Source organism: Pseudoalteromonas sp. HL-AS1 (assembly GCF_031198785.1).
Lineage (GTDB): Bacteria > Pseudomonadota > Gammaproteobacteria > Enterobacterales > Alteromonadaceae > Pseudoalteromonas > Pseudoalteromonas distincta.
Map to the genome: position 1 here is coordinate 469,065 of NZ_CP133570.1, position 23,081 is coordinate 492,145.

General features: G+C 39.8%; 17 protein-coding genes and 1 pseudogene. 12 read left to right on the top strand and 6 right to left on the bottom strand.

Annotated elements, in window-relative coordinates:
• Positions 1 to 104: 104 nt before the first annotated feature.
• Both ctlX and RB214_RS19035 read right to left on the bottom strand, forming a co-directional pair.
• Positions 105 to 1,016 carry a citrulline utilization hydrolase CtlX gene (gene ctlX / locus RB214_RS19030; protein WP_165742682.1) on the bottom strand — a complete coding sequence of 304 codons (912 nt, stop codon included), beginning with the start codon at positions 1,014 to 1,016 and terminating at the stop codon, positions 105 to 107.
• Positions 1,013 to 2,083 (bottom strand): ornithine cyclodeaminase, encoded by a 1,071-nt coding sequence (locus RB214_RS19035; RefSeq protein WP_309169145.1) that lies wholly within the window; start codon positions 2,081 to 2,083, stop codon positions 1,013 to 1,015. The genes ctlX and RB214_RS19035 overlap by 4 nt, the downstream gene beginning before the upstream one ends.
• Before the next feature lie 172 nt (positions 2,084 to 2,255).
• Here RB214_RS19035 and RB214_RS19040 point away from each other — a divergent pair, with 172 nt between their 5' ends.
• Together RB214_RS19040 and RB214_RS19045 are read left to right on the top strand one after the other, a co-directional pair.
• Positions 2,256 to 2,687 (top strand): Lrp/AsnC family transcriptional regulator, encoded by a 432-nt coding sequence (locus tag RB214_RS19040; RefSeq protein ID WP_007377579.1) that lies wholly within the window; start codon positions 2,256 to 2,258, stop codon positions 2,685 to 2,687.
• A gap of 179 nt (positions 2,688 to 2,866) precedes the next feature.
• Positions 2,867 to 3,187 carry an IS30 family transposase gene (locus tag RB214_RS19045; RefSeq protein ID WP_309169463.1) on the top strand — a complete coding sequence of 107 codons (321 nt, stop codon included), beginning with the start codon at positions 2,867 to 2,869 and terminating at the stop codon, positions 3,185 to 3,187.
• Positions 3,188 to 3,300: 113 nt separating this feature from the next.
• Here RB214_RS19045 and RB214_RS19050 read toward each other — a convergent pair whose 3' ends face one another.
• From RB214_RS19050 to RB214_RS19060, 3 genes are all read right to left on the bottom strand, one after another.
• On the bottom strand, positions 3,301 to 4,314 hold the full coding sequence (locus tag RB214_RS19050) for a patatin family protein (protein WP_165742679.1): 1,014 nt from the start codon (positions 4,312 to 4,314) through the stop codon (positions 3,301 to 3,303).
• Positions 4,315 to 4,596: 282 nt separating this feature from the next.
• Positions 4,597 to 5,592, bottom strand: coding sequence for an LLM class flavin-dependent oxidoreductase (locus RB214_RS19055; RefSeq protein WP_309169146.1), 996 nt, complete (start codon positions 5,590 to 5,592; stop codon positions 4,597 to 4,599).
• A gap of 257 nt (positions 5,593 to 5,849) precedes the next feature.
• Positions 5,850 to 6,608 carry a rhamnogalacturonan acetylesterase gene (locus tag RB214_RS19060; RefSeq protein ID WP_309169147.1) on the bottom strand — a complete coding sequence of 253 codons (759 nt, stop codon included), beginning with the start codon at positions 6,606 to 6,608 and terminating at the stop codon, positions 5,850 to 5,852.
• Positions 6,609 to 7,029: 421 nt separating this feature from the next.
• Between RB214_RS19060 and RB214_RS19065 the strand changes: the two genes are divergently transcribed.
• From RB214_RS19065 to RB214_RS19115, 10 genes and pseudogenes are all read left to right on the top strand, one after another.
• Complete coding sequence (locus RB214_RS19065; protein ID WP_309169148.1) at positions 7,030 to 9,744, top strand: TonB-dependent receptor; 2,715 nt, start codon at positions 7,030 to 7,032, stop codon at positions 9,742 to 9,744.
• Between the two features lie 436 nt (positions 9,745 to 10,180).
• Positions 10,181 to 10,828, top strand: coding sequence for a TonB-dependent receptor plug domain-containing protein (locus RB214_RS19070; protein ID WP_309169149.1), 648 nt, complete (start codon positions 10,181 to 10,183; stop codon positions 10,826 to 10,828).
• An 8-nt stretch (positions 10,829 to 10,836) separates the two neighbouring features.
• Complete coding sequence (locus tag RB214_RS19075; protein ID WP_309169150.1) at positions 10,837 to 10,971, top strand: hypothetical protein; 135 nt, start codon at positions 10,837 to 10,839, stop codon at positions 10,969 to 10,971.
• Between the two features lie 242 nt (positions 10,972 to 11,213).
• Positions 11,214 to 12,686 (top strand): glycoside hydrolase family 28 protein, encoded by a 1,473-nt coding sequence (locus tag RB214_RS19080; RefSeq protein ID WP_309169151.1) that lies wholly within the window; start codon positions 11,214 to 11,216, stop codon positions 12,684 to 12,686.
• A gap of 13 nt (positions 12,687 to 12,699) precedes the next feature.
• Positions 12,700 to 13,323, top strand: coding sequence for a bifunctional 4-hydroxy-2-oxoglutarate aldolase/2-dehydro-3-deoxy-phosphogluconate aldolase (gene eda, locus RB214_RS19085; RefSeq protein WP_309169152.1), 624 nt, complete (start codon positions 12,700 to 12,702; stop codon positions 13,321 to 13,323).
• A 92-nt stretch (positions 13,324 to 13,415) separates the two neighbouring features.
• The gene (uxaC, locus tag RB214_RS19090) at positions 13,416 to 14,864 is read left to right on the top strand and encodes a glucuronate isomerase (protein WP_309169153.1); all 1,449 of its coding nucleotides are present in this window, start codon (positions 13,416 to 13,418) and stop codon (positions 14,862 to 14,864) included.
• A gap of 49 nt (positions 14,865 to 14,913) precedes the next feature.
• Positions 14,914 to 17,463, top strand: coding sequence for a glycoside hydrolase family 88 protein (locus RB214_RS19095; RefSeq protein WP_309169154.1), 2,550 nt, complete (start codon positions 14,914 to 14,916; stop codon positions 17,461 to 17,463).
• A gap of 110 nt (positions 17,464 to 17,573) precedes the next feature.
• Positions 17,574 to 18,785, top strand: coding sequence for a glycoside hydrolase family 105 protein (locus RB214_RS19100; protein ID WP_375144351.1), 1,212 nt, complete (start codon positions 17,574 to 17,576; stop codon positions 18,783 to 18,785).
• Between the two features lie 3 nt (positions 18,786 to 18,788).
• Positions 18,789 to 20,456 (top strand): annotated as a pseudogene (locus tag RB214_RS19105) (glycoside hydrolase 43 family protein).
• On the top strand, positions 20,457 to 21,419 hold the full coding sequence (locus tag RB214_RS19115; protein ID WP_309169159.1) for an alpha/beta hydrolase: 963 nt from the start codon (positions 20,457 to 20,459) through the stop codon (positions 21,417 to 21,419).
• A gap of 85 nt (positions 21,420 to 21,504) precedes the next feature.
• Here the strand turns inward: RB214_RS19115 and RB214_RS19120 are convergent, their stop codons facing one another.
• The gene (locus tag RB214_RS19120) at positions 21,505 to 22,932 is read right to left on the bottom strand and encodes a hypothetical protein (protein ID WP_309169160.1); all 1,428 of its coding nucleotides are present in this window, start codon (positions 22,930 to 22,932) and stop codon (positions 21,505 to 21,507) included.
• Positions 22,933 to 23,081 lie beyond the last annotated feature (149 nt).

Genomic DNA, 23,081 nt, shown 5'->3' on the forward strand with positions numbered 1-23,081 from the left:
ATTTTTTATATTAATACCCTTTTTTGGGTATAACGGCATTTGCTTGCGACATCGACTAAAAATTTAATGCAAATAAGGCAGCTAAGCTGCCTTAAAACTATACATTATTTATTTTGCAAATGAACTCCTGCAATCATGCACCTAACTGAGCCACCAGCCGACTCAATAGTAGGTATAGGTAATGGCACAAGCTTAGCCGTTTTTTGTATAACTGTTATTTGTGCCGGTGTAAGTGCATTAAACGCAGTTTGCGATAAGGCTAAAATACGACCATTTTTACCCTGTAGCTCAATAGCATTGCCACAAAAGTTATTAATTTGCTCAAGCGTTAAATCGATAACTTGATGATGGCTTTTCAAAAAATGTTTAGCTAACTGTGCACGTTGTTCAATTGGCACCATATTTAAACTGATCATTACAAATTTTGTAGCAATACACATTAAAACATTAGTGTGATAAACCGCAGTTCCTTGCTCGTCATATGCGTTAAACACTATAGGTGATAGTTTTAATTGCTCACATATTGTATTAACCACCGACTTGGTAGTTCTTTTTGATTCTACCGCGTAAGCGAGTTTATTTTGATGATCGACAACCAGTGAACCAGTGCCTTCAAGAAATGAATTTTCTTTCGATAAAAATGAATAATCAGTCACTGAAGACACTTTATAGTGATCCGTTAAAAAATCAATAATATCTTTTCGATATTCTAACCTTCTGTTTTCTACAAACATTGGATAGATTATTAATTGGCCACTTTGATGAGTTGAAAACCAATTGTTAGGAAAAACTGAATCGGGAGTGTGTGTTTGCTCATCTTCAAAAAGGTGAACTGTTACCCCTTCATTTTTTAATATTTGTACGGCATTAGTCACTTCTTTAAATGCTTGTTCACTTTGATTTTGTGCTAAGCATTCACTTTGAAATGCGTTATCGAGCATTGTGTGTGGGTTAGATGTAAAGTGATGTGGCCTTACCATCACTACAGCTCTGGGGGCTTGGTTTACTTCGCTCATGCCACGTGCTCTTTTACTAATGGTTGATCACTAAGCACTGAAAATAAATTACGAGGGTCCGCCTGTTGTGTAATTAAATCAAGCAAAGCAAACTCGCCCGTTTTAATTAGCTCATCGCGTATAAATACCAGTGCTGTAAAGTCTTCGCTCGCAAAGCCAACGCCGTCAAAAATGGTTAATTCATCTTGGCTAGTACGCCCAAGCGACTGCTTATTAATAACTTTATGAAACTCAGTTACTGTAAAGCTTGGACTCATTTGTTGAATTTCGCCCTCTATTCGAGTTTGTGGCTCGTACTCAACAAATACATTAGCACGCTCAAGCAATCTAGCATCTAACTCTGTTTTACCTGGGCAATCACCACCTATGGCATTAATGTGCACACCTTGTGGGATCATGTCATTTGTTAAAATAGTGGCGTTAGTTTTATCAGCAGTACAGGTAGTGATAATATCTGCCCCTTTTACTGCCTCTTGTACACTATTACAAATAGCCACGTTTAACCCGCATGCACTTAAATTAGCAAATGCTTTTTTAGAGGCGCTTTTATCTATATCGTATAAACGAATATGCGTAATACCTAGTACCGCTTTAAAAGCGAGTGCCTGAAACTCTGATTGAGCGCCATTGCCTATTAAAGTAAGGGTTGTTGAGTTTTTAGGTGCTAAATATTTAGCTACCATTGCAGAAGTTGCAGCTGTACGTAGTGCTGTTAGTAAACACATTTCGCTTATCATAACCGGATAGCCACTATCTACATCTGCTAAAATACCAAATGCAGCGACTGTTTGAAGTTCTCTAAAGGTGTTTTTTGGGTGACCATTTACATATTTACAGCTGAACATTTGGCCATCACTTACAGGCATTAGCTCTATTACACCCTCTGGTGAGTGTGCTGCATAGCGAGGTGACTTATCAAACTCAGTCCAACGGGCAAAGTCGGTTTCTAATTTATGTGTTAGATCTAGCAAAACGTTTTCGACCCCTAAGCTATTTATAAGCTTAGCCATTGCCTGAACGCTAACAAATGGAACGCCTTGTTTTGGCTGTGCTATAAAATGACTCATGCTGAAACCTCTTGAATAAATGTATTAGTTAATTTAAAACAAGTTTAGCGAGGCTACGTGCTATTTAATATGGCAATTAATCACACAAATAGTACTAATTTTTATCATTTTGTTATGCGGTTATGTACAATTTATGTATTTTGGTCAGTAACTTCTTTTAAAGGTTTGATTTATGACTCCCTATATTTATGACTCTCTTGATAATGCTTTAATAGCTGAATTACGAAAAGACGGCCGCGCTTCTATTTCAGCTTTAGCCGGTTCTTTAAATGTATCACGCGGGACAGTGCAAAATAGGTTAGACAGATTAGTCAGCTCAGGCGCAATATTAGGGTTTACTGTACGCGTTCACGAACACATTGAAACAGAAGCCGTGCGCGCAATTATGATGATAGAAGTCGTTGGTAAATCTACCTCACAAGTAATTAAAACAATGCGCGGAATACCCGAGCTTATAAAATTACACACCACCAATGGTGCATGGGATTTAGTTGCAGAGCTTCAAGCTGCAAATTTAAGTGAGTTTGATGGAGTGCTAAGGCAAGTACGCGAAATTGACGGTATTTTAAATAGTGAAACAAGCATATTGCTTTCATCAACTTAAGTTATTTTTAATATTTAAAAGAATACTTAAATGACACCCATTTATAATGTTTTAAGTATTCACGACAGAAAATGTGCGCTGAATGTGTTACTTGAACGAGTTTCTAGAGTGTGTCATATCACCAAATTACCATCTAAAAAGCTCTAGCGACATCGAATGCAATATGTAAAAAACTATCTATTTACCCACCGAGTGCTTGTTTATCGATAACTTATGACAATGGTTCTGAAAATACAGAGTTTAAAAAAGTAGAAGCCATTTTGAAAAATAAATCTTATTTTTGTGAGCCTTACCACAGCTGGGAAAAAGGTGCTGTAGAACAAATAAATGGTTTAATTAGAAGGTATTACCCGAAGAAAACAAACTTTAGCAAAGTAAGCCATCAGCAATTAAAAAAAGTAGAGGAACAACTAAATAATCGCCCTAGAAAATGTTTAGGATTTAAAACACCAAATGAAGTCTATAATGAATTAGGTGGTGCACTTCCAATTAGAATCTAGAGGTTGATAAATGTACAAATTAGGGTGGGTGTCATTTAAATAAAAGGCATTTAAATGAATAATACTGCAACTTTTAGTCGCAGTATTATTCATGATTTGGGAATCCGATTGGCTTAATTGTAACGATACTCGCTTTGTGAGTAATTATGCGTATTGCTGATCTCAGATTGGCTTTGCTGCGCTAAATAAGATCGACCTGCAGCTAAGCCTAATTTATGATCAAAACGTAAATCGTTATTTGAACTACCTAATAATTTGCTATGCAGTTTTTCGTCTGCAAAAATTTGTATTATTTCCACATCACTTGGTGGATTTGCAATAAACTCAAGCTCATCTAAATACGCTTTTTCGTGCTGTATCAAGTAGTCCAATGTTTTTGGACAATAGCCTGATGCTATAGCAAATGTTCTTAGCTTTTGTACCCATGCAGATTGCGCTTGAAAATTAGCGTCAACCGTTCTTATTACAACAATTTTACGAGCACCTCGGTTGTAAGCCTCACGCACGGGGAGTGGAGCGGCTAAACCGCCGTCTAGATAAAAATCGCTCTGTGCTTGTTCTTCAACAAGATGTGTTTCATTCGCTGCTTTTGCGTTTAACCAAGGTGTTAACTTTACACCTTGTTTGTATAAAAACGGAAGTGCGCTAGAAGCCTTTAACAAATCACGCCATTGACTGCTATCACCTGTAGGCGATAAGTAATAAGCTTTTCTGTCTCGTGCATTTGTGGCTGTTATAAGTAGTTCACGCTCACCTAAACTAGTTTTCGCTGTTTTGAAATCTATAGCTCTGTTTACTTCAGTGGTTTTGTCAAAGTACCAATCTAGATCAACTATATGCTTACCCACTAATCCGCGACCAAGCTGAAAAAAACGCTTATTGCGCGAAAGTCCTCTAATCAGGCGTTTAGCGTAGCCTTTTTGACGCGCTAAGTAGCTAGTTAAGTTTTGTGAACCCGCTGAAGTACCAATAAATAAATCAAAAGGGTCATAGCTTTGCTCTAACCACGCATCAAGTACGCCAGCTGTGAATATCCCTCGCTGCCCGCCACCTTCAGCAATCAGAGCAACTTTTGGCTGCGCTGTTTTGTTAACTGAATTAGCTGTTGCGGTGTTTAGAGAGTTCACGGTGTACCTGCCTTTAATTTTATGATGTCTGGTTTAATAGCTACATTATAAAAACAAAAGTGATATCTTAAAATTGATTATTTAAATCAGTTCAATTGAAAAAACAGAACGGTATATAAAGCAAAATATGTACTAAAAATAGAAATCAAATTTACTTTTAATATTTAAATAACAAATACAGACATCACTTAAAGTTAATAAAATGAGTTAAAAAAGTTTAACTTTTGATGATGTCTGTATATTAACAAGCCCAGAGTGTACGCTTGCTTAACTAACTATATTTTAGTGTTTTATTTCCATTAAAATTTCGAGTGCACGGTGGCGTTTTTCACTATCAAACACATCATTGGTAAATATAAACTCATCTACTTCTAGCTGTTTCGCTATCATCTCTAACTTGTGTTTAATACTTACATGCCCGCCTACTACGCTTAGGCTTAAAAAGTTCTCTACATGAGCGCGCTCTTGCTCGCTCCATAACCCGTCCATACTTTCAACGGGTGGTTTTAACCACAGCTCATTACCGCGTATAAGTTCGAGTACACGTTGCTTAGAAGTAGTCGACAAGTATTGCGCTTCATCGTCGGTGTCTGCTGCCACTAAAGGCAGTGCAAGCATTACGTATGGCTTATCAAGTACGCCTGATGCTTTAAATTCGCGCTTATACAGCGCTATTGCGTCGTGCACAAAGCGCGGTGCAAAATGCCCTGCAAATACGTACGGTAACCCTTTTTGCGCTGCTAGTTGCGCGCTAAATAAACTCGAGCCTAATAACCAAATCGGAACTTTTGTGTCCTCACCCGGTATAGCGCGAACAGGGTGACTACCATCGTAAGGGCCTAATAAAGTTTGCAGTTCAGTGACTTCATCGGCAAAGTTTTCAGCGCGTCGTTCATCTCGGCGCAGAGCACGACTGGTTATATGATCGCTACCTGGTGCGCGGCCTAAACCTAAATCAATACGCCCAGGGTATAAACTCTCTAATGTGCCGTATTGCTCTGCAACAATCAGTGGCGGGTGATTTGGTAACATAACGCCACCAGCACCTACTCGTATAGTTTTAGTTTGCCCTGCTATGTGGCCAATTAATACAGAGGTTGCCGCGCAGACAATTCCCGGCATATTATGATGTTCAGCCATCCAAAATCGGTTAAAACCGAGTTCATCAGCTTTTTGTGCATAAGCGACACTATTTGCAAGAGTACTTGAGACGGTGGCATCTTCTTTCATTGGGCTAAGCTCAAGTAAAGAAAACGGTATTGCAGATAACCCAGACATGTTTACTCCTCATTGCCTTTAATTAAGTGATGAAGATAGTCAAAATAATTTAACCATCATTCCATTAATGGGTCTGCTGGGTGGTTAATTCAATCATTGATTTTAACTAATCAATTGATCCTGTCTATTAAGCTAAGTGCAGAGTGATTATTGCATTAGATGCACTTACACTCATTCAATGCAATTACAATACATAAATAAACTACACACGTTATTAGCTGTATCAAACATAACAATATGATTTATAAAAATTATTTTTATTTTAAATGTTTTGGATCAGGTATGCGTAATTGCTTAACGAGTGGGTGATTTATTTTTTTCATTTCTATTAATACTAATTGAGCAACTTCTCGAGCACCGAGTTCATTGAAATGGGTATTGTCTTCTACGCCTATAGGGTAATTTGGATGCAAGTTAGGTGCTATATGCATAAAACGTAAGCGTGAGTTGATCCCACCAAGCTTTTGAAAATACTGTTGGGTCACCCGTTCCATGTCAATAAAATCGACCCCTGTCTGTTTAGCTACATCTCTTACTATATCAGCGTAAATAGGATGGGTGTCCTTGATCTGACCTTTTTCATCAAAATAACGTCGCGTTACCGGGGTCATCAGTAATGGCTGTGCCTGCTTTGCTCTTACTTCAGCAATAAAATTAACTAGGTTTTGCTTATATTGCTCTGGTGTAGTGTAGCGGTCTACTTTCTGTTTTGACTGATCGTTATGACCAAATTGAATGATCACAAAATCATCTTTATTAAGTTCATTTATAATGCCCGCCCACAAGCCTTCACTGATAAAGGTACGTGTACTACGACCATTTTTAGCACGATTTTTAACGTCGATGCTATCATTAAAAAAGATACTAAAGGGCATTCCCCAACCTGTTTCAGGGTAATCCTTCACTTCTTTAATTGACATGGTTGAATCCCCTGCCATAAAAAGCTGAACTTTAGTAGTTGCTGACATACTTGAAAAACTCACCATGATAAATATTGCTGCTATTAATTTTCCCATTCTACTCGCTCTTTATTGTTTTTAAAAAATCAGTTTAGCTCTTTATAAAATTATCTTTTGTAATTGAGTGAAAAAATAATTTTACTTAATTGTGGTTGTCGTTATAAACATACCACCAACTGCCACCGGTGGCAAATAACAAGTTAAATCATGGTGCTGAATAAAATTAAACCAGTCCTTAATGTACTTTTACTGAAAAAAATGTAAATGAAGTATGAAAAATGTAATTTACTAGGTTTGACAATACGCTTTTTTAGATATAACTTGATTTTTATGCCACCGGTAGCAATTTTATTTCCCTGATATCGCTACTGATTAAAATAATAGTTTTATGACTTTTAATCATAGACTTACATTTTACTGGCTAGATAAAGTGATAAAAATAAAAGCTCAAATCAACAGCATAAAAAAGGAACACACAATGAAGACTGCAAATAAGTTCGTTATCAAACCACTTAACTGCATTGTTAGTGCCTTACTACTGGGCACAACATCGTATGCAATCGCAGCCGATGAACAGCCACAAACAGATACTAAAGCCCAAAATGACATAGAGTTAATTCAAGTAACTGGATTTAGATCATCATTAAATAAATCCTTAGCAACTAAACGTTTTGAAGTAAATACCACTGAATCCATCGCGGCTGAAGATATTGGTAAATTCCCTGATCTGAATATCGCAGAATCATTACAACGTATTCCTGGGGTAGCTATTTCTCGTGAAGGTGGTGAAGGACGTCAAATTACGTTGCGTGGCTTAGGTCCGGCTTTTACCCGCACAACACTTAATGGTATGGAAGTACCTGCTAGTACCGATGGCACCGACTCTGGTGGCGGCGTAAACGGTGGCCGTGCATTTGACTTTAATATATTTGCATCCGAACTATTTAATCGTGTTGATATCCAAAAAACGCCCACGGCCGCAACTGAAGAAGGTGGTATAGCGGGCACTATTGATATGTATTCTGCACGTCCTTTTGACACAACAGGCTTTCATGTTGCAGCGTCCGCGCAAGCCGGTTATAACGACCTCACTGAAGAAGTCGACCCACGGATGGTATTTATGATCAGCAACACATTTGCTGATGATACAATCGGGGCTTTATTCTCTGTCGCAAAATCTGAACGCACCGTACGCCAAGAAGGCTTTGGTACAGTTCGCTGGACCACCCCCGTACTCGATGGTGGCGGTATCTATGCTGACACCTCTAATACTGAAGTTATTGGCACACCCAATACAGGGGACTGTGAGTTCGAAGGTCAAACAGTCGATGCTGTGAACTGCTTATATACGCCTCGCCTGCCTCGCCCTGATTTTTTTGGTAATGAACAAGAACGTTTAGGCTTTACCGGTTCATTACAATATGCTCCTTACGATGATCTGGTCCTTACACTAGATACATTACATTCAACTCTTGATAATGACCGCACTATGTACAACTTTTTCGAGATGTTTAGAAACACATTCAGCGAAATTACTCCTGAATCGATTACGATTTCTGACAATGGAAAACAGGTCCAAGCAGCGACATTTAACGGCGTTAAATCTCGAGTAGAAAGCCGTCAGCAGATTTCAAAAACAAAATTTCAACAATACGTATTCTCAGCTAAATATCATTTATCTGATTACCTTCGATTAGACGCTATGGTGGGCACTGCTGAATCGGATGCTCGCTCTGAACAGTATCGTTATAACATGACTAATAACACACCTCATAGAGTATCGATGGATTTTGGCACCAGCAATAATACCGCTGTAATGAATTACGATTACGATACTCTAGATGCCAACTCTTTTGATTTAGCCGATGGGCGCTTACGTGCAACAGATGTACTGCGCGAAAATGACACCGCTAAAATTGATTTATCATACGAGATGGATATGATGAATATCAAAGGCGGTATAGCCTATAACGACAGAACGGTTAGTTACGATGAATCACAAATAAACGGTTTTCCTGATCAAGATTCTGCAGCTGGATTTTCTCAGCTAATACCCTACGATGATTTTGGCACCGGTTATGACGGCACGTTATCACCCTTTCTAGTGGCTGATTTTGATGCAATAAATTCACAGCTTTTACTTAAAGAGTGGGTGCCACGCAGTGCGCAGAGCTGGAAAGTTGAAGAAGAAACAATGGCTGCCTACATCGAAACAAATTTTGAGTATGAAATTTCAAGTATGCTGCTCAGAACTAATGCAGGTGTTCGTTATGTAAAAACTGAAACCACATCAACAGGTTTTATTCAAACTGATGCGGTATCAATCGACAATAGCTATGACAATATTTTACCAGTGCTTAATTTAGCCCTTGATGCAACCGATGATGTGATTGTAAGGCTGGGTTTATCTAAAACCATGACCCGCCCGAGTTTGAGTTCACTCAATCCTGGTAATCCATCGTTTTCTTATTTAAACGGCACTGTTAGTGCGGGTAACCCATTCTTAGACCCATTCACCTCTACCAATACAGACGTTGGTGTTGAATGGTACTTTGCAGAAGAGTCGCTATTAGCAGCAACAGCGTTTTACAAAGATATTGGCTCTTTTATAAAAAGTGATAGTGAAGAAAAACTCGTCGATCCTGCTTATTTACCCTTTATTGATAATGATCCGCAATATGATCCATCAAGTGCACTCGATCCTAGAACTACCCCTTACACACATTTCGTCCCTGTAAATGGTCAAGGAACTGTGATTAAAGGGCTAGAACTTATTTATCAGCAACCTTTTTCATTCCTACCTGGGTTGTTAAAAAATATGGGGTTAGTGTCTAACTATACGTATGTCTCTGCAGGTGAAATTACGGGTCTTTCAAAAAATTCTTATAACTTTACCCTGTATTATGAAGAAGAAAACTATGGCGCTCGTGCTTCAGTGAATAAACGCGACAATTACATCACTGATTACACAGGTAACAATGGTAATGCTGAAGAAGCGACATCTGGTCCAACACATTTTGACCTATCAGCCTTTTATAATATTAATGAAAATGTAACCGTAACATTTGAAGCAATTAACCTTACCGATGAGTATGAACGCCTGTATACCACGGGTGATGGTAGTTTAGATTTACCACGTGAATATAATCATACCGGTCGACAGTACTTTTTAGGAATACGCTACAACTTATAAAGCAATGCTTAAACTTTAAATTCCCCTAAAGTAAACAGCTTAATTAACATTTTAATTAAGCTGTTTTTCTATGACTAAGGTAGTGCACCAGTTATTTATAATTAAAACGTAGTGCAGCCGATGGCTAATAATCAGTTAAATCACAGTGCTTATAAATAATGTTGCACTTGAATGGTATTCGCACGCCATTGAAAATGTAAATTAAAGATGAATTATGTTATTTTTTTCGTTTGACATCACATCAATAACATTATACTTCACACTTATACCACCGGTAACAAAAATAATTAAATCAATACTTCGCTACATACTTTCTCGTTTTTTTCCCATTATGAATTATTAGGTTAGGTGTAATAAGAATCAGAACAAGTACATGACAAACACACTAATTCAAGTCATGTTAACTTAATAACAATAAGTAGAACGTGGAACCACTATGACAACCAGCACACATAATTTTAAACTTAGTAAGTTGATGACCAATTTAATACTCAGTGGCGCATTAACCAGTGGCTTAGCATATGCAGCGCCTCAAGATGAATCTGTTGCTGATGATCAACTTAAAGTGATCGAAGTAAAAGGTTTTCGCGGTAGTATCAATGCCGCTTTAATGACTAAGCGTGAAGCCGTTGGTACACGTGAGACTATCATTGCTGAAGATATTGGTAAATTTCCTTACTTAAATGTTGCTGACTCACTTTCGTGTGTACCTGGTATCTCCATTGAAGAGGATGCAGGTGAAGGTCGTCAAATTACCATTCGCGGTTTAGGTTCTCGTTACGTCAAAACCACAATTAATGGTATGGAGTCGGCATCTGCTGGTGCTGCAACAGACGCTGCGGGTGGTTCAAATACATCTCGTGCATTTGATTTTAATGTATTTTCCTCTGAACTGTTTACCCAAATAGATATTAATAAAACCGTTTCTGCTGAACTTGAAGACGGTGGCATCTCAGGCAATGTTAACTTACAAACGGCGCTTCCATTTCAATATGATGGCTTTAAAGGGGCTTACAATGTCAATACTCGTTATAGTGATGTTGATGTATCGCCTCGTGCTTTTTTTATGCTCGCTACAAGTTAACAGAAAAAATGAGTGTTTCATTTGAAGCCGTTAATTTAATAGATGAAAAACAAGATATGTGGAATGATATTTATACCCCTCGCCCTTATGAAAATCTGTCATCAGGTCGCCAGTTTTTACTGGGTGTAAGGGGCACTTTCTAAACTTAATTAACACATAGCCTCGTTAATTGAGGCTATGTCTGCAATATAATACTCCCCCCCGTGCATAATCGATGGTTTTTACTTTCGATTATTTTATTAGTTACTAATTTTAAATAACTTTTTCAAAAACAATAAATCTTTGATAATTTAAACTAAGTAGTAAAATGATATTGCCACCGGTGGCAATAACTGCTAATGTTAGCTTATTATAATAATTCCAATTTACAGCAGCAGGATACAAGATGAATAATCAACGACGCTATTTTCTCAAAGCATTAGCTTCTAGCACTTTGGTAACAGCAACTTTAATGGGCTGTCAGTCAGCACCTTTACTCAATGTTTTTGAAGCGCCTATTAGCGCAGACGATTGGCAAATGGCTGAACAAATAAAAGCCAACATTGTCGTCCCGACCTTCCCTGCTAAGCAATTTAATATTAAAGACTTTGGCGCTAAAGAAAATGGACAATATGATTGTACGCAAGCAATTAAAGGCGCCATTGAAGCCTGCCACGCACAAGGAGGTGGTCAGGTCTACATTCCAAATGGTACCTACTTGACCGGTGCCATTCATTTACTTTCTAACGTAAATTTACACTTGGCTGATAAGGGAATATTAAGTTTCAGCACTGATCCTAATCATTACTTACCCGAGGTATTTACTCGCTGGGAAGGCTTAGAAATGATGGGGTACTCACCACTGATCTATGCTTATGAGCAAGAAAATATTGCCATCACAGGTAAAGGAACACTCCAAGGAAATGGCGATAACCAAACGTGGTGGCCTTGGAAGGGACCACACAAGGAAGGCCATTGGGATTTAATTAAAGATAGTCAAGGTAAAGTATTGCACCAGCGTGAAGCACGGGATCAGTTGATGGTTGATGCCGAAGCTGGTGTGCCAGTAAGCGAACGTATATACAGTACTGGCGCCTATTTACGCCCTCCCTTTATTCAACCGTATAAATGTAAAAATATTTTAATCCAAGGTGTGACAATTAAAAACTCGCCATTTTGGTTAGTGAATCCGGTTTTATGCCAAAGTGTTACGGTTGATAAGGTTAATTTTTCAAGCCACGGGCCAAACTCTGATGGTTGTGACCCAGAGAGCTGCGATCATGTACATATTAAAAACTGTGTATTTGATACCGGTGATGACTGTATCGCGATTAAATCAGGGCGAAATGCAGACGGAAGACGTGTCGGTGTCCCCTCACAAAACATTGTTATTGAAAACTGCCATATGAAAGAAGGCCACGGTGGAGTGGTTATTGGTAGCGAAATATCAGGTGGTGTAAACAATGTCTTTGTGCAAAATTGTACTATGGACAGCCCGCATCTAGAACGCGCTATTCGTATCAAAACTAACTCAGTACGTGGCGGTTTGATCGAGCATATACGCATTCGTAATGTTGACGTTGGCACCGTTAAAAACGCTGTGGTGATCAACTTCTATTATGAAGAAGGCGATGCAGGACAATTCGATCCAACAGTTCGCGATATTCAAATTGAAAACTTACATTGTAAAAATGTGCTCAGTAAAGCGTTTTATCTTAATGGCTTTGAACGCGCACCAATTAACGATATTCATTTTAAAAACTGCCATTTCGACCAAGTAGGCAGTCAGTCAATCGTAGCTCATGTAAATAATATGAGTTTAGATAATGTCACTTTAAACAAACAGCCACTGACAATGGCGCAATTACAGCAATCATGATAGGAACCGATGTATGAACGCGTTTTCAACATTATTAGGCACCCAACCAATACTGCCTATAATACAAGCAAATAGTAGTGAAGAAGGTGTCGCTATTGCGACCGCGATGCATAAGGCGGGTATCCAATTAGTGGAAGTTGTGCTGCGCACGCCAGCGTCACTTGACGCATTAATCGCGATTAAAAAAGCACTGCCCGATTTATGTGTAGGTGCAGGCACCATTACCGATCAAGCGTTACTTGCAAAAAGCCTTGCCGCAGGCAGTGATTTTATTGTTACGCCTGCTATATCGCCACGGTTACTCGATGCCCTTAGCCAATCGTCGGTCCCTGTTGTGCCGGGTGTTTCAAACACCGCAGATATTTTACTTGCTAAAGAATATGGCTTTACTGAGCAAAAATTGTTTCCTGCTTCTTTGTGTGGTGGCGAACAGTTTTTAAAAGCAGTCAGCAGCGTATTTGCTGATATTCGCTTTTGCCCTACAGGCGGAATTAATGAGCAAAACTTTAAAGACTATTTAGCACTTAGCAATGTGATGGCCGTAGGCGGTACATGGATTGCACAACCACAATGGGTGCAAAGTAAAGACTATGAAAAAATCACTAAAGCCTGCCTTCAGGTACTAAACAACAACTAATTAACATATTGACTGCCATACGTTGACAGTGTAATTTACCTTTACATGCCACCGGTGGCAAAAATACAAGCCGAACAGTTAAGGAATCTTCAATGCCGAGCAATATCGAACCTTTAGAGTTGCACCCAGATCGTTTATTTTCAAGCGATCCTAGCGTCATTGCTATCGCTAGAAAGTTATATGAATCAATTAAAGACTTACCGATTGTTAGCCCACACGGTCACACTGATCCACGTTGGTTTAATGAAAATGAAAACTTCGGCAATGCAACCGAGCTGTTTATAAAACCCGATCACTATGTGTTTAGAATGCTCTACAGTCAAGGTATCCCAATGACTGATTTAGGTGTGCCAGAACATGGTCTGCAAGGCGAGATGGCTCGCTCTAAAGCAGCTGAACCTGAAAAAGTATGGCAAATATTTGCTGATAACTATCATCTATACGCAGGCACACCAAGCGGCTATTGGTTAGATGCGGTATTTAGTGATGTGTTTGGTTTTACAGAAAAACTTTGCTCGGAAAATGGTCAGCACTATTATCAAAAAATTACAGCTGCGTTAGCAACACCTGAGTTCAAGCCTCATGCACTGATGGACCGCTTTAACATTGAACTGATTGCCACAACCGAAGGTGCTCTTGATCAACTCCCGCACCACCGTGCAATTGCAGGCTCTGCAATGGCAAAACGTGTGATCACCACCTTTAGACCGGATGATGTGGTTGATGCAAGCCGCGAAGATTTTATCGACAACGTAATTAAACTTGGTGAGATAACCGACCAAGATACATCAACTTGGCAAGGTTATTTAGCAGCAATTCAAATACGTCGTGATTACTTTCGTATTGAAGGCCGTGCAACAGCAACCGATCATGGCCACCCTACTGCATTAACTGCTGACTTATCTACAGCTGAGTGTGAAGCATTATTTGAAAAATGCCGGACAGGCAATTCATCTGAGCAAGAGCAAGAGTTATTCCGAGGTCAAATGCTTACTGAACTTGCAGGTATGAGCATTAAAGACGGCTTAGTGATGCAAATTCACCCTGGTGCCCATCGTAATCATAACCAAGCGGTATTTGATCAATTTGGCCGTGATAAAGGCTGTGATATTCCAAGCCAAACTGAATACGTAAATGCGTTAAAACCACTATTGAGTAAATACGGGAATCACCCGGATCTTAAAATCATCTTATTTACGTTAGATGAAACTACCTATAGTCGTGAACTTGCGCCACTAGCAGGTCACTACCCTAGCCTAAAATTAGGCCCAGCATGGTGGTTCCATGACAGCCCAGCAGGTATGCTACGTTTTAGACAGCAAACAACTGAAACAGCAGGTTTTTACAATACAGTTGGCTTTAATGACGACACCCGTGCATTTTTATCTATCCCCGCTCGCCATGATGTTGCACGCCGCGTTGACTGCCGATACTTGGCTGAATTAGTAGCTAATCATCAAATTAGTGAAAGCACTGCGCAGACACTCGCTTATCAACTAACCTATGGGCTAGTGAAAAAAGCATATAATCTCGATAAATAACAATAATAGAGCCACTTAATTTAAGTGGCTCAACCATTGAGGACACACCATGACTTTAAAAACATCACTGTTATCAAAGCGCATTATGATGGTAACAGCTCTAGGCTCTGGCCTTTTACTGGCTGCCTGCCAAGAACAAGCTGACCTTAAAAAACCATTGCAAGCAAGTGAGACTAACTCTCTCAGTAGCGCACTAGTTGCTAAAGTAGACATTGTTAATCCATCTTCGTTTAAGCGCCCTGATGAGCCAATCTATCTTAGCTATTACGATTTAGGCCTTAGCCAAACTGCGGCTGTAACTGTAAAAACAGCGCAGCAAGTGTTACCTAGCCAAGCAGTAGATATAAACTCGGACGGTGAGCTTGATGGTGTGTATTTTATTGTCGATTTAAATGATAAACCCATTGAAGTCACCATTACACAGCAAAGTAAACCAGTAATCACAGCACAAACAAAACGAGTTCAAGCTGATCTTGCCCATAAACAAGGTGGTCAATGGCAGCCTCATTCTCGTCCACCAAAACACCAAGTTGGTACAGGTAAAAAAGAGTATGTAGGCGGTGAATTTAAAAATGTTGATGAGTTAACACCACCTGATTATTACACCGATCATTCAAATTGGATCCGTTACGAAGGCCCTGGTATTGAGTCAGATAAAGTGGGCTATCGTTTTTACCTTGATTGGCGCAATGGCTTTGACATTTTTGGTAAATTAACCGCAGCCCCCGTGTTACATACTGTTGGCCTTGATGATTATGACTCTTATCATGACAAACAAGATTGGGGAATGGACATTCTCAAAGTGGGTAAGTCTTTAGGAGCTGGCGGATTTGGTTTGCTGGGTAGTAATGATGAGCTGGAACATGTCGCTGATGTGAACCAACGCACAGCGCGGATTATTGAAAATGGTGATTTACGCGCCAGTATCCAAATTGAGTATCAAGGCTGGCAAAACAGTTATCAACAGCAAGATTTAACCGCTAATATTAGTATGCATGGCGGCTCACGTTTAGCACATGTAGAACTGAGCACTGATAAAGACTTGTCTAATTTAGTGGCCGGTGTGGTCAAACACCCTGAGACTGAGTTTATTCAAGGTGATCTCGATGCAATGAGTAATTATGGCTACAGTTATATTGCCAGTTGGGGCAATCAAAGTTTAGATAAATCAGCGTTAGGTATGGCGGTTTTTTTTAAAAAAGGCGATATTATTGACGTACACCAAGATAAAAATAACTACCTTGCAGTACTAAAACCAAAAGGACAAAGTACACAGCATGTAGATTACTATTTTGCTTCAGTGTGGCAACCTGAAAGTGGTATCAACGATAAAGAAAGCTTTATTAAGTACCTTGATCAACAAGCTGAAAGATTGACGATTAAACCACGTATTACTTTGCATACCACAGTTACAGCAAAAAAAACGACTCAACCGCTTAATGATAAATTAGCCCTTGAATGGGCTCGCGCCCTTGCCGATTCAGAGCTGAAAAGAAAAACACTAGGCTACCATGCCAATGGCTGGGATGTTAACCGTAAGCGCAGCCCAAAGTTTGAATACGACATTATCGGTTTACAACCTTATGCTTATTATCAATTAGGGCTGGCAACTGATGAACAAGCTTATAAGGATGTGATTGCGCATGTTACTGGCAGCTTTATTGATCAGCAAGGGAAAATCAGCGCCTATAAACAAAGCAATTTCAATATTGATAATATTCCACCCGGTCGCAACCTTATTCAGCTATACCAAGATACCCAGCAGCAACAATACTTATCCGCTGCAAAAGCTTTGCGAGCACAATTACAGTTACAGCCACGTACATCACAAGGCGCATTTTGGCACAAAAACAAATATCAACATCAAGTGTGGCTAGATGGCGTTTACATGGGTATGCCTTTTTTAGCCCAGTACGGTAGCTTATTTGAAACGGGCCACCAGCAACAAGAAACCTTTTCAGAGGTTGTAAACGAATTTAAGCTCACTCGCGAAGCACTACGCGATCCAAAGACAGGGTTGTACTATCACGGTTGGGATGAATCTAAACAGAAAGCATGGGCGAATAAACAAACCGGTGTTTCCGCAGAGTTTTGGGGCCGTGGTATGGGTTGGCTCGCTATGGCAGTGGTTGATGTACTCGATTACATCCCAGCAAAAAACACAGAGCAACGCGATACCTTACTCGCCATGGTAAAAGAGTTGGCCACTGATATAGCCAAAGTTCAAGATACTGATACCGGCACATGGTGGCAAGTTTTAGACAAACCAATGGCTTTAGGTAACTACCAAGAGTCAACTGCAACAGCAATGTTCGCTTACTTTTATGCAAAAGCACTTAATAATGGCTATATCGATGCTGATTATCAAGGCACCGCGCTTGCAGCGTATCAAGGTTTACTTAACCAATTTACATTAGCCCATAGTGATGGCACGGTGAGTATGACCAACCAATGCTATGTTGCAGGCCTTGGCTTTGGCCGTGATGGTAGTTATCACTATTATATGAGCGAGCCGGTCAGCAATAATGATCCTAAAGGAAATGGTCCCTTCATTCTAGCAAGCCTTGAAGTAGCTAAGCTTCTAGCTGGTAACAACTAACCAGTCATAGATTAGTCAGCCGGTAAGCAAAGTTCATCGCATTTTTGCTTACCGGCTAACTCTCACTTCCCTTCAACAACATCAGCACACTAAGCTCATAAGGATTTATGATGCGTATAATTAAAACCAATAAAGACAGCGCAAATAAAAATATTATTTCATTTTTTATCTGCTGCTTATTCTGCTCAATAATGAATGTGTCTGCGCAAAATAATAACAACTCACTGAGCTATGCCCTGCAAATGGCTAACTCTGAGATGACTCGTAATCCACAGGCGTACACCATTGATTGGCGCACTGAACCGCGCTGGGACTACACCCATGGCTTAGTGTTACTGTCATTTGCCAAGCTCTATCAGCATCAATCAGAGCAATGCTATTTCAATTACATTAAAGAATATGTAGACGCGTTAGTAATGGAAGATGGCAGTATTAAAACCTACGTAATGAGTAAATATAATCTCGACATGCTCAATGCCGGCAAGTTACTGTTTTTTATGTTTGATGAAACAAAAGACCGTAAATATCGCCTTGCCCTCGATACGCTATATGCACAGTTCAAATTACAACCTCGCACAATTGATGGTGACTTTTGGCATAAAAAACGCTATACCTCGCAAATGTGGCTTGATGGTTTATATATGGCAGCGCCCTTTTATGCCGAATATATCCGCCGCTTTGGGACAGCAGATCGGTATGATGATGTTATAAAGCAGTTTCAATTAATTGAAAAACATACTTATCGCAGTGACACCGCTTTACCTGTACATGGCTGGGATGAGTCTAAACAACAGCGTTGGGCAGATAAAAAAACCGGACAATCACCTAATCATTGGTCGCGCTCTATCGGTTGGTACGCCATGGCAATGGTTGATGTATTAGATCAACTACCGAATGATTACCCTAAAAAAGTGTGGCTATCACAGCGCTTTAATACATTGATTGATAACATGCTAAAACTACGTTCTGACTCCGGTGTATGGTATCAAGTTACAGATAAAGGTGAATTACACGGCAATTATTTAGAGTCATCAGGCAGTGCTATGCTCAGCTATGCGATTGCAAGAGGTGTTAATCAAGGTTACTTGTCTGATAGCTACCAAGCGATTGCAAAAAACACCTTTAATGCTGTAGTTAGCAACTTTATTAAACCACAAGCAGATAACACCTTATCAATCCAACAAGTATGTGAAGTAGCAGGACTTGGCGGAAAACCCTATCGAGATGGCAGCTTTGCTTATTACATTAGTGAAAATGTACGTGCGAACGATCCTAAAGCAGTCGGGCCTTTTATTCTTGCTAGTTTAGAAATGGAGAAATAACCGATGCTAAGCAACAAATACTATTTCTATTTAGCACTGTTGGTTGTTTGCTTAAGTGGCAGCCAATGTTATGCAAAAGAGTCGCAATTATTATCGCCAACACACACTCAAAGTCCGTGGCAAGCAGATCTAGGTAATGGCGAATATAAAAACCCAATCTTGCATGCCGATTATTCCGACCCAGATGTGGTTGCTGTTAATGGCGATTATTACATGACAGCATCTAGCTTCAACTCTGCACCTGGCTTGCCTATTTTACACTCTACCGATTTAGTCAACTGGCAGTTAATTAATTATGCACTGCCAATACAGCTGCCACAAGAGCACTTTGCAAAAGTACAACATGGCAACGGCGTATGGGCGCCCACAATCCGTTTTCATGATAATAAATTTTGGATTTTTTACCCTGATCCTGATTTTGGTATTTATGTAACCACAACAGATGATCCTGCTGGAACTTGGTCAACCCCACAGCTTATTTTAGCGGGTAAAGGATTGATCGACCCGGCACCTCTATGGGACGACAATGGTAAAACCTACTTAATACATGCATGGGCAAAAAGTCGTGCTGGCTTTAATAATGTACTCACACTACGTGAAATGAAAGATGACGCGAGTTGGGTCAGTGATAAATTTACACACATTGTCGATGGTAAAAATCACCCTGGATATCGCACCATTGAAGGTCCTAAATTTTATAAACGTAACGGCTACTACTATATTTTTGCGCCTGCTGGTGGCGTAGATTTAGGCTGGCAATCGGTATTTAGATCAAAAGATATTACCGGTCCCTATGAAGCCAAAGTTGTCATGGCACAAGGTAATTCAGTGATCAACGGTCCTCATCAAGGTGCGTGGGTTCATACCCAATTTGATGAGGACTGGTTTATTCACTTTCAAAGCAAACAAGCGTATGGCCGTATCACCCATTTACAACCGATGCACTGGAAAAATGATTGGCCAATCATAGGCATAGATAAAAATGGTAATGGAACTGGCCAACCGGTTTTACAGCACACTGAGCCTCGAAGCAAAATTAGCCCACAGCCCACTAGCATAGTGAACAATGATGAATTCAACAGCCCTGAGCTAAGCTTATTATGGCAATGAAATGCAAATCCTAGTAACAGCTGGTATTCATTGACAGACAACCCCGGCTTTTTACGCTTATACTCGCAGCCAATTACGGCCCAAAATAATACTAATTTATGGTCGACGCCTTCTTTGTTACTGCAAAAGATCCCTGCAGAACAGTTTGCTTTTACAACCACATTGCAGGTTAACAAAACAGGCTCTGCTAGTTCCTCAGGACTAATATTATTTGGTGAAGACTATGCATGGCTGGGTATCAAAACATCTTCTACTGGCGAACAACAGCTAGTTTATGTGCACTGTTTTAATGCGAGAAAAGGCTGTAAAGAAAGTATCGTAGAGCAACAACCATTAACACAACCCTATCTTGAACTAAAAGTCGTTCTACAACCAGGCGCCACAGCCATTTTTAGTTATAGAACCGCTGCAAGTGCTGAGTTTCAAATTATTGGTGAACACTTCCAAGCTAAAAAAGGCCGCTGGGTAGGTGCTAAGTTAGGCTTATTTAGCCTGTCGCACACGCCTGGCGCTAGCAGCTATGCCGATTTTGACTATGCCCGTTACGACACTTTGGATTAAATGAATATGTTTAAACATCAAAAGTTGAACTTTATTGCCGTATTATTGCTATGTGTTCAGCCATGCATAGCAGCTGATTACACCGTTGAAAATACTTATAAAAAACTAATCAAACACTATCCACACATGCAGGTGCCCGCAACGACAGTTCCTGACTCTGTCATAGCTCATAAAGCACTGGTTTACAAACAAACTAAAACCAGTGCTCAGACTTTAGATATTTATCAGCAAAAGCAGCAAACGCAAACAGCGCCTTTGATCATATTGATCCACGGGGGTGGCTGGCAATCAGGCACACCCGCATTAATGACAGCACTTGCAATTGCGCTGGTAGAACGTGGTTATATTGTTGCTGCGCCCAGTTACCGCCTCAGCGAGGAAGCGCCTTATCCTGCAGCAGTTGAGGATTTAGTTGATGCGTTTTATTGGCTTCAAAATAATGCTGCTCAGTATAATATAGACAGCACTAAGATTGCTTTATCGGGTGGCTCTGCAGGTGGTCAATTAGCCGCACTGTTAGCCTACAGCGGCGGAGTTGTTGATAGCAGCGACACTAACTCCAAGCGATTTAATGTTCAAGCGCTGATCAATATAGATGGCTTAAGTGACTTCACGTCCCCTGAAGCACTACCTTTTGAAAACAACCCAGCCAAGGCCGTCACATCAGCCAGTAAGTGGTTGGGAGGTAGGTTTGAAACTATCCCACAGCGTTGGCGAGACGCATCGCCTATTTTCTATATTGATAAAAACGCGCCTGCGACACTTTTCATTAATAGCTCAGTGCCACGCTTTCGTGCAGGTCGAGACAGCGCAATACAAAAGTTACAAGAGTTGCATATACCCAGTGAAGTTTACCAGTTCGATGATGCGCCGCATTCATTTTGGTTATTCCAGCCGTGGTTAACGCCTACGACCAGTGTTATTGATGACTTTTTAACAGCACAATTTGCTAAAACTCGTTGATCATTATACTCGTTGATCATTATTGTTGTTAAAATTAAAGCCTTGATGAGTTAATGGTTATTTTAAGTCATCAAGGCTTTCTTTGTTAGTCGCTAAGCGAATTTAAGTACTGCTGCAAAACCTGCGCTGCAGTTGCATTTTTTAATTGCGGCTGATGCTGTTTGAACCAATCATCCGCAACACCATCTTCATTAGCATCAACGATTGCGGGAGCACCTGTAAATTCCTGTTTATATGCATCCCAATTACCAATTAGCTCAAACTCATGATCAATCAAACCATTTTTATTTATCGCGACACTATCAGTGAGCTGTTGATAAACAAGCGTATCAATACTGTCATGGAAATAGCCATGTGCATTACGACTTGCACCTATATGTTGCCCTTTAATGGCATCAGTAAATGCCTGCTCAGCACTAACATAAACCATCGTTGTTTGCATAGGTGACGTAATGATTGCTTTATCACTTAACCACTGACTATTCTCATTACTGATGGTGCGTTTTGCTTTAACCGCTTTGCGATAATTTACACCTAAATAATTATGCTCAGTAAGTTGTGGATTGTTCTCAAGTACATTCCCCATAATATATGCTTGATTTTCTTTGATCTCTGGTGAGTACCAAATATCAGCAAACTGCATGATCTTACTTGCTTTACCTGGCTTATAGTAATTATTGATCAGGTTAAAACGACCATTTTCAGATCCATACACATTATTATGCCCCCAGTTAAAAATAATATTATTGATAAGCTCAACAAACTCTTCATTTTGTGGGTACGGTGATTTAAGCCGATGACCATTGATCCTTGGTGTTCTACTGGCATGATTGGCAATTATGTTATTAATAAAGCTCGCATTTGCGCCGCCCCAAATACCACCATAACCATGATCGCCTTTAGGGTGAATTGAATGGCTTAAACTATGTGAAATAATTGAATCTTGTAACGTAAAGTTACGGTTATTATAAAAGCTCGCGGTTTCATCCACTGACCAACTCAATGAGCAATGATCAATAATGACATTCTCACTGTTACGCACCGTTAATGAATCATCAGCATAACCAAATGTACCTAAGCGAAAGCGTAAGTAGCGGATAATCACATTATCTGCGGATGAAACCGTCACAGGTGCACCAACAATGGCAATCCCACCTGGCGAAGTTTGCCCTGCGATGGTTATATTACCATGTGATATTTTAAGTTCCCCTGCCAATTTGATCACACCTGATACCGCAAATACGACAGTGCGAGGATGCTTTTGCACAATTGCATAGCGAAGGCTGCCTGGTTGCGGCTTATCTAAATTATCTTCTAATGTAGTCACTCTATAAAGCGTGCCATTAATGCCCCCAGTTGCGTACTTACCAAATCCTTTTGCCGTTGGAAAAGCCAATGGTGTGTTAACTTGTGCAGCGTATAAATTAGTCGAAACAAAAACCGTCAACACAATGATGATGCTTAGTAATACGATATTGAGATAGTTTAAATTATTATTCTTCAGAACTTGCATAATGTTCCTTGGCTATTTCGTTTTTAATGCTGGTTAAAATAAAAAATTGTCAATATGTAAATTGACAGTTTCATTAATACAGTGTTAACTTCATGTTATTCCATTTTGCCACCGGTGGCAAGTTGGGATTTGAATCAACGGGAATCGCA

Excerpts from the sequence above, each read along its gene's own strand:
- ctlX (WP_165742682.1), bottom strand. The coding sequence starts at position 1,016 with ATGAGCGAAGTAAACCAAGCCCCCAGAGCTGTAGTGATGGTAAGGCCA.
- RB214_RS19035 (WP_309169145.1), bottom strand. The coding sequence starts at position 2,083 with ATGAGTCATTTTATAGCACAGCCAAAACAAGGCGTTCCATTTGTTAGC.
- RB214_RS19040 (WP_007377579.1), top strand. The coding sequence starts at position 2,256 with ATGACTCCCTATATTTATGACTCTCTTGATAATGCTTTAATAGCTGAA.
- RB214_RS19055 (WP_309169146.1), bottom strand. The coding sequence starts at position 5,592 with ATGTCTGGGTTATCTGCAATACCGTTTTCTTTACTTGAGCTTAGCCCA.
- RB214_RS19060 (WP_309169147.1), bottom strand. The coding sequence starts at position 6,608 with ATGGGAAAATTAATAGCAGCAATATTTATCATGGTGAGTTTTTCAAGT.
- RB214_RS19065 (WP_309169148.1), top strand. The coding sequence starts at position 7,030 with ATGAAGACTGCAAATAAGTTCGTTATCAAACCACTTAACTGCATTGTT.
- RB214_RS19070 (WP_309169149.1), top strand. The coding sequence starts at position 10,181 with ATGACAACCAGCACACATAATTTTAAACTTAGTAAGTTGATGACCAAT.
- RB214_RS19075 (WP_309169150.1), top strand. The coding sequence starts at position 10,837 with ATGAGTGTTTCATTTGAAGCCGTTAATTTAATAGATGAAAAACAAGAT.
- RB214_RS19080 (WP_309169151.1), top strand. The coding sequence starts at position 11,214 with ATGAATAATCAACGACGCTATTTTCTCAAAGCATTAGCTTCTAGCACT.
- eda (WP_309169152.1), top strand. The coding sequence starts at position 12,700 with ATGAACGCGTTTTCAACATTATTAGGCACCCAACCAATACTGCCTATA.
- uxaC (WP_309169153.1), top strand. The coding sequence starts at position 13,416 with ATGCCGAGCAATATCGAACCTTTAGAGTTGCACCCAGATCGTTTATTT.
- RB214_RS19095 (WP_309169154.1), top strand. The coding sequence starts at position 14,914 with ATGACTTTAAAAACATCACTGTTATCAAAGCGCATTATGATGGTAACA.
- RB214_RS19100 (WP_375144351.1), top strand. The coding sequence starts at position 17,574 with ATGCGTATAATTAAAACCAATAAAGACAGCGCAAATAAAAATATTATT.
- RB214_RS19115 (WP_309169159.1), top strand. The coding sequence starts at position 20,457 with ATGAATATGTTTAAACATCAAAAGTTGAACTTTATTGCCGTATTATTG.
- RB214_RS19120 (WP_309169160.1), bottom strand. The coding sequence starts at position 22,932 with ATGCAAGTTCTGAAGAATAATAATTTAAACTATCTCAATATCGTATTA.